Consider the following 12,822-nt stretch of genomic DNA (forward strand, 5'->3'; position numbering starts at 1 on the left):
ACGCCGGGTTTATTTTCGCTTACGCGGCTGGCAGGGACTTGCTGGCCGCGGCGGCGGCCGGTTTACTGGCGCTGTCCGAGACGGCAGGAGACCCCGATGACCGACCCCGTGCGCCGCGAATTCGGCCCGCCCGTGCTGCACGATGCGGGCGAGGCGGGCCTTCTGGTCGCCTTCGGGACGGTCTATGATCCGGCGATCAACCGGGCGGTCATGGCGTTCGATGCTGCGCTGCGCGCCGAGATGCCCGCAGGCGTGATCGAGACCGTGCCGACCATCGCCTCGGTCCTGATCCGCTACGACCCGCTGGAGCTTGAGCCGGGGCGGTTGCGTGCGACGGTGGAGGAGCGGCTGGCCGCGCGCGACTGGTACGACGCGCCGCCGCCTCCGGGCCGGAGGCTGTGGCGGGTGCCGGCGGTCTATGGCGGCGCGGCGGGCCCGGACCTGGCCGAGGCGGCCGACCTCGCCGGGTTGAGCGAGGAGCAGCTTGTCGAGGATCACGCGGGCGCGCGGCTGAGCGTCCTGATGCTGGGATTCGCGCCCGGCTGCGCCTATCTGGGCGGGCTTGGCGCGGCCTGGGACATGCCGCGGCGCACCGGGATCGCGCCGGAGGTGCCTGCGGGCTCGGTGCTGGTGGCGATCCGGCAAACGGTGCTGCCCTCCACCCCTATGCCGACTGGCTGGCGGCGGATCGCGACCTCGCCCTTTCGCAGCTTCGATCCGGGTTCCGAGCGGCCCTTCCTGCTTGCGCCGGGCGACGAGATCCGCTTCGAGCCGGTGAGCGAGGCGGAGGCCGCGCGGTTCGATCCGGCCGCCGCGCGCGGCGAGGTGCTGGAATGAGCGGGCTGGAGATCATGGAGATCGGCGCGGGCGCCACGGTGCAGGACCGGGGCCGCGCGGGCTGGCAGCGCTACGGGGTCACGGCCGGGGGCGCGGTGGACATGGTCGCGCTGGCCGAGGGGCAAGCGATCCTGGGCAACGGGCGCGACGACGCGGCGCTGGAACTGGCTGTGATGGGCGGACGGTTCCGCGCCACCGGCCCGCTTCTGGTGGCCGGCAGCGGGGCGGACATGCCGCTCAAGGTCAACGGCGCGGCGCAGACCTGGCGGGCGGGTGTGGCGCTGGAGGCCGGCGACGAGCTGACGCTGGGACCGGCGCGCGGCGGGGTCTATGGTTATCTGCATGTGGCGGGCGGCATCCGCAGCCCGGTCGTACTGGGTGCGCGCTCGACCCATCTTCGGGCGGGGCTGGGGCTGGTGCCGGAGGCGGGCGTGACGCTGGAGGCCGGTCGGTCAGGCGGTACGCCGGGGCAGGGGCTGCCCGCGCCGGATTACTTTTCGCGCCGGAGCTTGCGCGCGATGTGGGGGCCGCAAAGCGCGGTTTTCCCGGAGGAGGTGCGTGCCGGTTTCGCCGCGGCGACTTTCCGCGTCACCTCGCAGCGCGACCGGCAGGGCGTCCGGCTGGAACCCGATTGCGGGCCGCTCGAAAGCGCCGAGGGACTGACCATCGTCTCCGACGCCGTGGTGCTGGGCGATGTGCAGGTGACCGGCGACGGGCAGCCCGCCGTGCTGCTGGCCGACCGGCAACCCACCGGCGGCTATCCCCGGATCGCCACGGTGATCGGCGCGGATATTCACGTTCTGGCGCAGATGCCGGCGGGCACGCGCTTTCGGCTGGAAATGGTCAGTCGCGACGCCGCCGTGGCGGCGCTGGGCCGCCTGCGCGCCGAGATCGCAGCGCTGCCGGGCCGCGTGGCGCCGCTGCGCCGCGACCCGCATGACATGGACGACCTGCTGGCGCATACTCTGATCGGTGGCGTGGTTCGGGGAGACGAAGATGACGGTGATTGATCTCAATTCCGACCTTGGCGAGAGTTTCGGGCCCTGGCGGATGGGGCGCGATGCCGAGATGCTGGATATTGTGAGTTCCGCCAATGTGGCCTGCGGTTTCCATGCCGGCGATCCGTCGGAGATGGCGCGCACTGTCGCGCTCTGCCGCGATAAGGGCGTGGCGGTGGGGGCGCATCCGGGCTTCCACGACCTGGAGGGGTTCGGGCGGCGGCGCATCCTGGGGCTGACGCGGGGCGAGCTGACGGCGATGATGCTCTACCAGATCGGTGCGCTGGATGCGATCGCGCGGGCCGAGGGTATCCGGCTGAGCCATGTGAAGCCGCATGGCGCGCTCAACAACATGGCCAGCGAGGACCGCGCGCTGGCCGATGTGCTGGTGGCCGCGATCCGGCTGGCCGATCCGGCGCTGCCGGTGCTGGCCATCGCCGCGACGGCGCTGGAGGCGGCCGCGCGCGCCGATGACGGCCCGGCCATTTCCGAGGTCTTCGCCGATCGCGGTTATAATGACGACGGCACTCTGGTGGCGCGCGGCACCGAAAGCGCGATGATCGAGGACCCCGAGGCGGCGGCGGAGAATGTCCTGCGCATGATCGGCGAGCAGGCGGTGACATCCGTCAACGGTGTCAAGGTGCCGGTGCGCCCCGAAAGCGTCTGCGTGCATGGCGACGGTCCGGCGGCGGTGGCGATGGCAGCGCACATTCGCACCCGGCTCGAGGCCGCGGGGATCGTGGTGGCGGCGCCCGGCAGAGGCGGCTGAGCGAAGCGTCAGTCGCGGATCGCCCGGTCAAGATTGCGCGCCCGGTTCAACTCGGCCTCGTCGAGCCCGGTCACGTCGCGGAGCCGCGTGGATGCGAGGTCCGCCTCCGCCAGCCGCGCGCCGGTCATGGTCGCACCTGTCAGGTCCGCGCCGCCCAGGGTGGAGGAGCGTAGATCGGCGCCGGTGAAGTCCGCGCCGGTGAGTGCCGCGAATTCCAGATCGGCATGCCGCATGTTCGCGCCGGTGAAATCGGCCCCCGCGGCGCGCGCCTTCCGCAGCACCCCGCGCATCATCCCCATCGACTGGTTCTTCATGTCGGCGGAGAAATCGGCGCCACGGAACCGCGCGCCGGACAGGTCGGCGCGGGTGAAGTCGGCGGCGGCGCGGCTTTGCGAAAGGTCCGCGTCGTGCAGGTCGGCGCCGCCGAGCTGGGTCTGAAAGAGGCTCGCCCCGGTCAGGTCGGCACCGGAGAGATCGGCCTTCAGCATCCACGCCTGGTCGAACACCGCGCCGCGCAGCGAGGCACCGGCCAGCGACACGCCATTCATGCGCGCCGCGCGAAACACCGCCCCGTCGAGCGTCAGGCCGGAAAGGTCGAGCCCGTTCAGCATCTTGCGGGTCAGGTCGAGGGGGTCGTCCGCGGCGATCAGCGCCTCGATATCGGCGCGCGACATCTCGGCCTCGGTCATCTTGGGCGAGGACATGTCGAGCCCCTGCATCGCGCTTTGCGCGATGGCCTGCGGGGTGCCGAGAAGCATCAGGAGCAGGAGGAGTTTGCGCATTGTCCGGCCTCCGCGATTGCGGCCCGCGGCCGGAGCGGTGCCCGGCCGGGCACGGGGGCCAGCCTACGGCCCGATGCGGCGCGGATCAAGCCGGGCGGAGACGCGAAAGGGCCGCCCGCTTTATGCGGGCGGCCCTTTGCGATGGTCGGCGACCCGGCGGTCACTTCTCTTCGGGAAGGTCCTTGCCGGTGCCGGTCTCGTCTTCGTCGGTGGTCTCGTCCTCGGCCACGGCTTCCTCCAGCTCGTCGAGCTGCGCCGCGCCGATATCCTCGAAAAGCTCGGCGATCTCGAATTCGGCCTCGGCCTCTTCCTCGGCGGCGAGTTCCTGGATCGTCTTGCCCCTTGCCTGAAGCTCGGCCTCGTCGGCGGAGCGCGCCACGTTCAGCGTGATCTGTGCCTCGACCTCGGGGTGCAGGTTCACGGTGACGTTGTGCAGACCCAATTCCTTGATCGGGCGGTCGAGCACGATCTGGCGGCGATCGACGGAGAAGCCGGCCTCGGTCGCGGCGTCGGCTGCGTCACGGGTGGAGACCGAGCCGTAGAGCGCGCCGGAATCCGCGGCGGTGCGAATCACGACGAATTGTTGCCCGTCGATCTTGGCAGCCAGCGCGTCGGCCTCTTTCTTCGTTTCCAGGTTGCGCGCTTCGAGCTGCGCTTTCTGGGCCTCGAAAGCCTTGATGTTGAGGTCGGTGGCGCGCAGCGCCTTCTTCTGCGGCAGCAGGAAGTTGCGCGCGTAGCCTTCCTTGACCGAGACGACCTCGCCCATCTGGCCCAGTTTCGCAACCCGTTCGAGAAGTATGACTTGCATGATCCCTTCTCCTTATTTCACGGCGTAGGGCAGCAGCGCGAGGAAGCGCGCGCGCTTGATTGCACGGGCCAGTTCACGCTGCTTCTTGGACGACACCGCGGTGATGCGGGAGGGCACGATCTTGCCGCGCTCGGAGATGTAGCGCTGCAGCAGCTTGGTGTCCTTGTAGTCGATTTTCGGCGCGTTCTCACCCGAGAAGGGGCAGACTTTGCGCCGGCGGAAAAACGGTTTGGTAGCCATGGTTTACTGTCCTTTCCTGAGACGCTGGATCAACGGCGGCGTTCGCGGTCGTCGCGTTTCTGCATCATCGCCGACGGGCCCTCTTCATGGGCGTCGACCTTGATGGTGAGAACGCGCATCACGTCGTCGTGGAGACGTGCCAGACGCTCCATCTCCTGCACGGCGGGCGCCGGGGCGTCGCTGCGAAAGAAAGCGTAATGGCCCTTGCGGTTCTTGTTGATCTTGTAGGCCATCGTCTTGAGGCCCCAGTATTCGCTGTCGACCAGCTTGCCGCCATTGTCGGCGAGGATCGCTCCGAAATGTTCGGTGAGCCCTTCGGCTTGCGAGTTGGACAGGTCCTGACGCGCAATAAATACATGCTCGTAGAGCGGCATGTGCATCTTCCTTGTTTTCAGGCGGGCTTCAAAGACCGGGCGTGTCCTTCGCCGGCCCGGTCACGAGGGGCCCCGCGACATCCAGAATTCTGGCGAAGGATGGGGCCTTATACATGCGGCGGACCCGGATGCAAGAGGGCCGATGTTCGCGCGTGCACAACGGATGTTGGCGAATGCGGGGTTGTATGCACAGACGTTTGCGCCAGTTTAGGCGGATAAAATCGTAACCGAAAAGGACGGAGTTCCGATGAAACATATTCTTCTCGCCGCCGCACTGGGCGCCGCGACCACCGGCATGGCGATGGCCGAGCCGGTGAAATACGAGCTCGATCCGAGCCACAGCCAGATCCTCTACTCCTTCAACCATCTCGGTTTCTCGACGACCTGGCATATCTTCTCGGAAGTCGAGGGGGAGCTCATGTTCGACCAGGAAGACCCGGCGAATTCCTCGGTCAGCGTCGCCTTCCCGCTGCGTTCCATGTACACCGGCTGGGACAAGCGCTTCGACCACATCATGTCGGGCGATTTCTTCGGCGCGGACGAGGATGCGATGGTGACCTTCGAGTCCACCGGGATCGAGGTGACCGGCGAGAATACCGGCAAGATCACCGGCGATCTGACGGTGAACGGCGTGACCAACGAGGTGGTTCTGGACGCAGTGCTGAACACCACGGGCATGCATCCGGTCAATCAGGTCGAAGGCGCGGGCTTCTCGGCTACGACCACGATCCTGCGCAGCGACTACAATGTCGGCGCCTTCGCACCCAATGTCAGCGATGAGTTGGATGTGCAAATCAATATCGAGGCGATGAAGGCCGAGTAGACCGGCATCATGCACGAGAGAAGGGCCGCCGGTACATTCCGGCGGCCCTTTTTGTGTTGGGCGTGGGGGCTATCGCGCAGCGCGTTCAACCGGCACTACCCGCACCCGCCCCGGATCAAGTCCGGGGCTGGCTTGGAACCGATCAGCCACAACCGGCCCTATTGCGTGGCGCGGGTCGCGGTCAGGTCGACATCGATTGCAACCTCGAAGCCCAGCGTCTTGGGGTCCGAAACGCCGGTGCCGATCTCGAAGTTGCGACGGTCGAGCACCGTACTGCCTGTCATCCGCGCGGTGTCGCCCTCGATCGCAAGTTCGAAGGGCAGGCGGACCGGGGCGCTTGTCCCCTTGATCGTGACCTGACCTTCCGCGACATAGCCGCCGCCATTGCCACCAGGCAGGATGTCGGCCGTGAAGGTCGCCGTCGGATACGCCTCGGAATTGAAGAAATTCGCGCCCATCGCCTGGCTCGTGACCTGGCCCAGGGTCAGGCTGGGGACGGAGATCGTGACCTCCACGCTGCCGTGTTTGCCTTCTGTCGCGGTCTCGGCGAATTCGATTGCCGCGGTCCACTCGGCGAACTGCCCGGTGACGGGCGTGCCGTTCTGGGTGATCGTCAGGCCGAGCGTGCCCTCCTGCACCTCCCAACCCGATGCGACCTCGGCCAGGGCGGGGGCGGCGTCGCGCGGGGCGGTCGCGGCGAGCGTGGTCGCAAGCGCCAGTGCCCCACCATAGAGCAGCGCCGCCGTCAGCGCCGGCGCGGCGTGGCCGATGCCCGGCGGCGGTGTCGCCACGATCGGACGGCCCGGCAGCATCCGCCGCAAGGTCGCGTCGCCGTCGATGACGTGATGCTTGAGCGCGCCCGCGACATGCAGCACGACCGCGGCGATCAGGACCTTTGTAAAGACCCCGTGCCAGGCGGCGAACATTTCGGCCAGATGCGGATCCTTTGGAACGAAGGGCAGGTTCTGGCCGAAGGGCCACCAGATCGGCGCGAAACCTTCGGACGCGGAATGTTCCAGCCAGCCCGAGAGCGGCACGATCACCAGCGAGGCGTAGAGCAGCCAGTGCACCGTTTCCGCCAGAAAGGCCTCGCCGCGCTTGTGCGCGTTGAGCAGTGTTGGCCGGGTCTGGGTCAGTGGCCAGCCGATGCGCGCGAGCGCCACGAAAAAGAGTGTCACGCCCAGGGTCTTGTGGATGCGGAAGAGCAGCGTCTTGGCAGCGATCTCCTGCTGACTTTCCATCGGCCATTCGTTGGCGACCCAGCCCAGCGGGAGGAGCGTCAGAATCAGGGCAGCGGTCAGCCAGTGCAGGCTCTTGGCGACGCTGCCGTAATGCAGGTCGGTGTTGGTCAGCGACATCGGCGCGGTCTCCGTGTTTGCGGTTGGCCTGAACCTAGCGGAGCGGTGCGCGGCATCAATCGCGATCAGCGCACAGCCATTGTGCGGGGGTATCGGCAATTGCGCGCGGCGCCCCGGCGCGCTATGCGATGGCGAGTGACATGTCAGGAGGAGCCAAGCATGAGCCGCGCTTTCATCTTTCCCGGCCAGGGGGCGCAGACCATCGGCATGGGGCAGGCCCTTGCGGAGAGCTATCCGGCCGCCCGCGCCGTCTACGAGGAGGTGGACGAGGCGCTGGGCGAGAGCCTGTCGGCGCTGATCTGGGGGGGCGAGATCGAAGACCTGACCCTGACGCAGAACGCACAGCCGGCGCTGATGGCGACCTCGATGGCCGCGATGGCGGCGCTGGAGGCCGAGGGCGTGGGCACCGGCGCGGCGGGTTGCGTGGCCGGGCATTCGCTGGGCGAGTATTCCGCGCTCTGCGCCGCCGGGGCGCTGGCGCTGGCGGATACCGCGCGGCTTCTGCGCCTGCGCGGTCGCGCCATGCAGGAAGCCGTGCCGGTGGGCAAGGGCGCGATGGCCGCGATCCTGGGGCTCGACTTGGCGGCGGTGCGCGAACTGGCGGAGGCTGCCGCGGGCGAGGAAATCTGCGCTGCAGCCAACGACAACGATCCCGCGCAAGTGGTCGTCTCGGGCCACAAGGGCGCAGTCGAGCGCGCGGTCGGTCTGGCCAAGGAGAGGGGCGCGAAACGCGCGATGCTTCTGCCGGTCTCGGCGCCGTTCCATTGCAGCCTAATGGCGCCGGCCGCCGCGGCGATGGACGAGGCGCTCTCGGCCGTGACGATCCGCGCCCCGCATGTGCCGGTCGTGGCTAATGTCCGCGCCGCGCCGGTCTCCGACCCCGAGGAGATCCGCCGCCTGCTGGTCGAACAGGTGACGGGGGCGGTGCGCTGGCGCGAAAGCGTGGCCTGGATGGCCGCGAACGGAGTCACGGAAACCTGGGAGATCGGCGCGGGCAAGGCGCTCTCGGGCATGGTGCGGCGCATCGCGCGCGAACTGGAGACACGGAATGTCGGAACGCCGGACGAGGTCCGGTCGGCGGCGGAAAGCATTGGCTGACGTATAGGCGAAAAGGGGAGACCATGTTCGATCTGACAGGGAAATGCGCGCTGGTGACCGGCGCGTCGGGCGGTATCGGCGGGGCGATCGCGCGGGCCTTGCACGCAGCAGGCGCCACGGTCGGGCTGTCGGGTACGCGGGTCGAGCCGCTGGAGGCGCTGGCTGCGGAACTGGGCGACCGCGCCCATGTTCTGCCCTGCAACCTGAGCGATGCCGACGCCGTGACGGCGCTGCCCAAACAGGCGGCCGAAGCGATGGGAAGCGTGGACATCCTGGTCAACAATGCCGGGATCACCCGCGACAACATCTTCATGCGGATGTCCGACGAGGAATGGCAGAGCGTGCTGGACGTGAACCTGACCTCGACGATGCGGCTCTGCCGCGGGGTGCTGCGCGGCATGATGAAAGCGCGCTGGGGGCGGATTGTGAATATCTCCTCGGTCGTGGGGGCCACGGGCAATCCGGGACAGGCGAACTACGCCGCGTCCAAGGCGGGCATGATCGGCATGTCGAAGTCCCTGGCTTACGAAGTGGCGAGCCGCGGGATCACCGTGAACGCCGTTGCGCCGGGATTCATCACCACGGCGATGACCGACAAGCTGACCGACGACCAGAAGTCCGGCATCCTGGCGAAGATCCCCGCCGGGCGCATGGGCGAGGCGGACGAGATCGCGGCGGCCGTGCTCTATCTGGCGGCGCCCGAAAGCGCCTATGTGACCGGTCAGACCTTGCATGTGAACGGCGGGATGGCCATGATCTGAGGGCTGTCCGAAACCGTTTGCCTATGGCGGCGAGTGTGCTATAGGCGGCGCAGTTTCGCCGGGGGCGGTCCACTCGCCGCGCGGCAGGCCCGCCGAGGCGGCGGGGATGAACGGCCCGTCAGGGCGTGCGAGCGAAGACGAATACGGGACCTGGTTCCTGCAAACAGAATGAGGAATTGAGAACATGAGCGACATCGCAGATCGCGTGAAGAAGATCGTTGTCGAGCACCTGGGTGTTGAGGAAGACAAGGTGACCGAGAGCGCCTCGTTCATCGACGACCTTGGCGCCGACAGCCTGGACACCGTGGAACTGGTCATGGCTTTCGAAGAAGAGTTCTCTATCGAGATCCCGGACGATGCGGCCGAGACCATCCAGACCTTCGGCGATGCGGTGAAATTCATCTCCGAAGCCTCGTAAGGACGGCTGGTCAGAGAGTTTCCGGAAACGGCGTCCCGCGGGGCGCCGTTTTCATTTTCGGCGGGTTTCGTCGCGTCGGGATCATTTTTGGTCGGTGCCACCGGATACGCTATACTCCGGCGGGCGTAGGGTCTGCGCGCATTGGCGTTCCAAAGGGGCGCCGACAGACTTCCCCCCACCCGACGCGCGGCGATCTGTGGGCCGCGCGGCGCTGAACACAAGGGTGACCAGAGATGATGATTCTACCGACAATTGAAATTCAGAACGGCCGATGCGTGAGCCTGCCGCGCGGGCGTCTGGACGAGGCCGACATCTGGCATGTCGATCCGGTTGAAAAGGCGCGCGAATTCGCCGCCGCAGGTGCGGAGTGGATGCACCTGACCGATTTCGACGCGGTGAGCGGGCATAATGGCGATCGCAAGCTGGCGCTGGAGATCATCCGCCATGCCGGGATCCCGGTGCAGCTTGCCGGGGGCTTCCGGACCCGCGAACAGATCGAGCACTGGATTGAACAGGGGGCGGGCCGAATCGTGATCGGCACGATGGGCACGCGTGACCCCGCAATGGTCAAGGAAATGGCCAAGCGCCACCCCGATCAGATCGTGCTTTCGGTCGATGTCTTCGGCGGCAAGGTGATGGTCGAGGGCTGGACCAAGGCTTGCGCCATCACCCCGGAGGCGCTGATCGAAGCCTTCGAGGGCGTCCCGCTGGCCGCGATCCTGATCACCGATATCGACAGTGACGTGGACGCGACCGAGGGGTCTCTGGGCGTGATCTCGCATCTGGCGGGGACCTCGCGCACGCCTGTCATCGCAAGCGGACTGGTCCAACAACTCGACGACATCTCGCGGTTGAAATACGTCCACAACATTGCCGGGGCGTTGGTGGGCCGCGCGCTCTTCAACAAGAGCTTCTCGCTTGAGGAGGCGCTGCACGTCGCCCGCCCCGAGCACGAAGAAACCGCGGCCTTCATCTGACCGCGGCAATTTCCGGCGCGGGCGGCGGCGCCCGCCCTTGCCCCTGCTCTGGAAACCCGTGTATCACGGGCGCTGATGCAGCCGAGGCAATGAGGTGAGAGATATGCGTCGTGTCGTCGTGACCGGATTGGGGATGGTCACCCCGCTTGCCTGCGGGGTCGAGGAAACCTGGTCGCGGCTCCTGGATGGGAAGTCTGGAGCCGGAACGATCTCGCGTTTCGACGCGGGCCACCTTGCCACCACCTATGCCTGCGAGATTCCGATGGGCGACGGGTCGGACGGCAGTTTCAATCCCGATGACTGGATGGAGCCCAAAGAGCGCCGCAAGGTCGATGATTTCATCCTCTATGCGATGGCGGCCGCGGATCAGGCGGTGAAAGACGCGGGTTGGACTCCCGACCGAGAGGAGGACCTGCTGCGCACCGGGGTGATGCTGGGCTCGGGCATAGGCGGGCTGCAATCCATCGCCGAGACGGCCGTCCTGCTGAAGGAACGCGGCCCGCGACGCGTGTCGCCCTTTTTCATTCCGTCGGCGCTGATCAACCTGGCCTCGGGGCAGGTGTCGATCCGCTACGGCTTCAAGGGGCCGAACCATGCGGTGGTCACGGCGTGCTCCACCGGCGCCCATGCCATCGGCGATGCGGCGCGGCTGATACAGTGGGGCGATGCGGAGGTGATGATCGCGGGGGGCGCGGAGAACCCGATCAACGAGATCGGCATCGCCGGTTTCAATGCTTGCAAGGCGCTCTCCACCAAGCGCGGCAACGAGCCGGAACGCGCCAGCCGGCCCTACGATGCGGATCGCGACGGTTTCGTGATGGGCGAGGGCGCCGGCGTCGTGGTGCTGGAGGAATACGAGCACGCCAAGGCGCGCGGCGCGAAGATTTATGCCGAGGTGATCGGCTATGGCCTGTCGGGTGACGCCTATCACATCACCGCCCCGTCCGAGGACGGCGATGGCGGGTTCCGATCCATGTCTGCGGCCCTGGCACGGGCGGAGATATCGGCCGGCGATGTGGATTACATCAACGCGCATGGCACGTCGACCATGGCTGACGTGATCGAGCTGGGCGCAGTCGAGCGGCTTCTGGGAAGCGCTGTTGAAGGCGCGACCATGTCTTCGACGAAATCCTCGATCGGGCATCTTCTGGGTGCGGCCGGTTCGGTCGAGGCGATCTTCTGCATCCTGGCGCTGCGCGATCAGGTCGCGCCGCCGACGATCAATCTGGACACACCCGCCGTGGATACCCGGCTGGACCTGGCGCCCAACGCGGCGCGCGAGCGGAAGATCGACGTGGCGCTGTCCAACAGCTTCGGCTTCGGCGGCACGAACGCCTCGCTTGTTCTGAGGCGGGCCGCCGGCTGATGGGACGGCACCTGGCGTCCAATGTCCTGACGCTGCTGGTCGTAGCGCTGATCGCCATTGGCGGTCTGATCGCCTGGGGCCAGAAGCAGTTCACCGGGCCGGGACCGCTGGAACAGGCGATCTTCTTCGAGGTGGAGCGCGGCGCAACGCTCAACCGGGTGTCGCGCGATCTGGCGGAGCGCGGCGCGGTGTCGAGCGCGCCGATCTTCCGAATCGGCGCCGATTACACCGACAAGGCCGGCGATCTGAAATTCGGCACCTACGAGTTGCGCGCGGGTGCCCCGATGGCTGAGATACTCGACATTCTGACCAAGGGCGGGCAGTCGAGCTATCGCTATGTGGCCAATTACATCATCGGCGTGGGCTCGGTGGAGATGCGGCTGAGCGAGCGGACGCCGGGCACTGGCGAGGTGCAGGAAGTAGCCGCCTTCGCGCCGGATGGCGATGTGCCGGACGTCTATGCCGAGCTTGTCGAAAGCGGGCGGCCGATTGCCTACCGTGTGACCGTGGCGCCGGGGACGACGGTCTGGCAGGTGGCGCAGGGGCTGGGCGCAGCCGGGTTCCTGGCCGGTGAGACAGGGCCGCTGCCTGACGAGGGCATGATCGCGCCCGACACATACGAGGTGCGCAGCGGGTCGGACCGGGCGGCGCTTCTGGCCGATATGGTGGCCGCGCAATCTGCGATCATGGCGGCGGCCTGGGAGGAACGTGCCGCCGATCTGCCGCTGGCCAGCCCGGAGGAGGCGATGGTCCTGGCCTCCATCGTGGAGAAGGAGACGGGCATCGTGTCGGAGCGGCGTCAGGTGGCCTCGGTCTTCGTGAATCGCCTGAGGCAGGGAATGCGGTTGCAGACCGACCCAACGGTGATCTACGGGATGACCGAGGGCAAGGCCGCGCTGGGCCGGGGCCTGCGCCAGAGCGAGCTGCGCCGCGACACGCCCTACAACACCTATGTGATCGAGGGGCTGCCGCCGACGGCCATTGCCAATCCGAGCCGGGACGCCATCGAGGCGGCGGTCGATCCTGCCGAGACCGATCTGCTCTTCTTCGTGGCGGACGGTTCAGGCGGGCATGTCTTCGCCGAGACGCTTGCAGAGCACAATCGCAATGTGGCGCGCTGGCGGGCCATCGAGGCCGAGCACGCGGAGTAGGCCACGGGTGCCAGCGCGTGCGCGCTATGCGTTAACCCATTGGTAACAATAAATTTCTTGAT

The 12,822-nt window shown here is 67.4% G+C and carries 15 protein-coding genes; 10 read left to right on the top strand and 5 right to left on the bottom strand.

Annotated elements, in window-relative coordinates:
* Positions 1–96: 96 nt before the first annotated feature.
* Genes DDZ14_RS14435 through DDZ14_RS14445 form a run of 3 tightly spaced genes read left to right on the top strand, consistent with a single transcriptional unit; the run spans position 97 to position 2,604 of the window.
* Complete coding sequence (locus DDZ14_RS14435) at positions 97–837, top strand: allophanate hydrolase subunit 1 (RefSeq protein ID WP_109425689.1); 741 nt, start codon at positions 97–99, stop codon at positions 835–837.
* Positions 834–1,847: a biotin-dependent carboxyltransferase family protein gene (locus DDZ14_RS14440; RefSeq protein ID WP_109425690.1), complete on the top strand. Its 1,014-nt coding sequence runs from the start codon at positions 834–836 to the stop codon at positions 1,845–1,847. The genes DDZ14_RS14435 and DDZ14_RS14440 overlap by 4 nt, the downstream gene beginning before the upstream one ends.
* Complete coding sequence (locus DDZ14_RS14445) at positions 1,834–2,604, top strand: LamB/YcsF family protein (RefSeq protein WP_109425745.1); 771 nt, start codon at positions 1,834–1,836, stop codon at positions 2,602–2,604. Before DDZ14_RS14440 ends, DDZ14_RS14445 begins: the two co-directional genes overlap by 14 nt.
* 8 nt (positions 2,605–2,612) lie before the next feature.
* On the opposite strand, the gene DDZ14_RS14450 is transcribed toward DDZ14_RS14445, so the two are convergent.
* The 4 genes from DDZ14_RS14450 to rpsF form a co-directional block, all read right to left on the bottom strand.
* Entirely contained in the window at positions 2,613–3,386 is a 774-nt protein-coding gene (locus tag DDZ14_RS14450) for a pentapeptide repeat-containing protein (RefSeq protein WP_109425691.1), read from the bottom strand.
* A gap of 160 nt (positions 3,387–3,546) precedes the next feature.
* Entirely contained in the window at positions 3,547–4,194 is a 648-nt protein-coding gene (gene rplI / locus DDZ14_RS14455) for a 50S ribosomal protein L9 (RefSeq protein ID WP_109425692.1), read from the bottom strand.
* Positions 4,195–4,206: 12 nt separating this feature from the next.
* Positions 4,207–4,434 carry a 30S ribosomal protein S18 gene (gene rpsR / locus DDZ14_RS14460; RefSeq protein ID WP_109425693.1) on the bottom strand — a complete coding sequence of 76 codons (228 nt, stop codon included), beginning with the start codon at positions 4,432–4,434 and terminating at the stop codon, positions 4,207–4,209.
* Between the two features lie 29 nt (positions 4,435–4,463).
* On the bottom strand, positions 4,464–4,808 hold the full coding sequence (gene rpsF, locus DDZ14_RS14465) for a 30S ribosomal protein S6 (protein WP_109425746.1): 345 nt from the start codon (positions 4,806–4,808) through the stop codon (positions 4,464–4,466).
* 247 nt (positions 4,809–5,055) lie between these two features.
* Here rpsF and DDZ14_RS14470 point away from each other — a divergent pair, with 247 nt between their 5' ends.
* Entirely contained in the window at positions 5,056–5,631 is a 576-nt protein-coding gene (locus DDZ14_RS14470; RefSeq protein WP_109425694.1) for a YceI family protein, read from the top strand.
* 158 nt (positions 5,632–5,789) lie between these two features.
* On the opposite strand, the gene DDZ14_RS14475 is transcribed toward DDZ14_RS14470, so the two are convergent.
* The gene (locus DDZ14_RS14475; RefSeq protein WP_109425695.1) at positions 5,790–6,989 is read right to left on the bottom strand and encodes a cytochrome b/b6 domain-containing protein; all 1,200 of its coding nucleotides are present in this window, start codon (positions 6,987–6,989) and stop codon (positions 5,790–5,792) included.
* 159 nt (positions 6,990–7,148) lie between these two features.
* Here DDZ14_RS14475 and fabD point away from each other — a divergent pair, with 159 nt between their 5' ends.
* The 6 genes from fabD (at position 7,149) to mltG (ending at position 12,760) form a co-directional block, all read left to right on the top strand.
* Positions 7,149–8,087, top strand: coding sequence for an ACP S-malonyltransferase (fabD, locus tag DDZ14_RS14480; protein WP_109425696.1), 939 nt, complete (start codon positions 7,149–7,151; stop codon positions 8,085–8,087).
* A gap of 23 nt (positions 8,088–8,110) precedes the next feature.
* Positions 8,111–8,848 (top strand): 3-oxoacyl-[acyl-carrier-protein] reductase, encoded by a 738-nt coding sequence (gene fabG / locus DDZ14_RS14485; RefSeq protein ID WP_109425697.1) that lies wholly within the window; start codon positions 8,111–8,113, stop codon positions 8,846–8,848.
* 184 nt (positions 8,849–9,032) lie between these two features.
* Positions 9,033–9,266, top strand: coding sequence for an acyl carrier protein (locus tag DDZ14_RS14490; RefSeq protein WP_109425698.1), 234 nt, complete (start codon positions 9,033–9,035; stop codon positions 9,264–9,266).
* A 233-nt stretch (positions 9,267–9,499) separates the two neighbouring features.
* On the top strand, positions 9,500–10,243 hold the full coding sequence (locus DDZ14_RS14495) for a HisA/HisF-related TIM barrel protein (protein ID WP_109425699.1): 744 nt from the start codon (positions 9,500–9,502) through the stop codon (positions 10,241–10,243).
* Between the two features lie 103 nt (positions 10,244–10,346).
* The gene (fabF, locus tag DDZ14_RS14500) at positions 10,347–11,609 is read left to right on the top strand and encodes a beta-ketoacyl-ACP synthase II (RefSeq protein WP_109425700.1); all 1,263 of its coding nucleotides are present in this window, start codon (positions 10,347–10,349) and stop codon (positions 11,607–11,609) included.
* The gene (gene mltG / locus DDZ14_RS14505) at positions 11,609–12,760 is read left to right on the top strand and encodes an endolytic transglycosylase MltG (RefSeq protein ID WP_109425701.1); all 1,152 of its coding nucleotides are present in this window, start codon (positions 11,609–11,611) and stop codon (positions 12,758–12,760) included. The genes fabF and mltG overlap by 1 nt, the downstream gene beginning before the upstream one ends.
* The last annotated feature ends 62 nt before the right edge of the window (positions 12,761–12,822 follow it).

This window comes from Maritimibacter sp. 55A14, from assembly GCF_003122205.1.
Taxonomy (GTDB): Bacteria; Pseudomonadota; Alphaproteobacteria; order Rhodobacterales; family Rhodobacteraceae; genus QEYE01.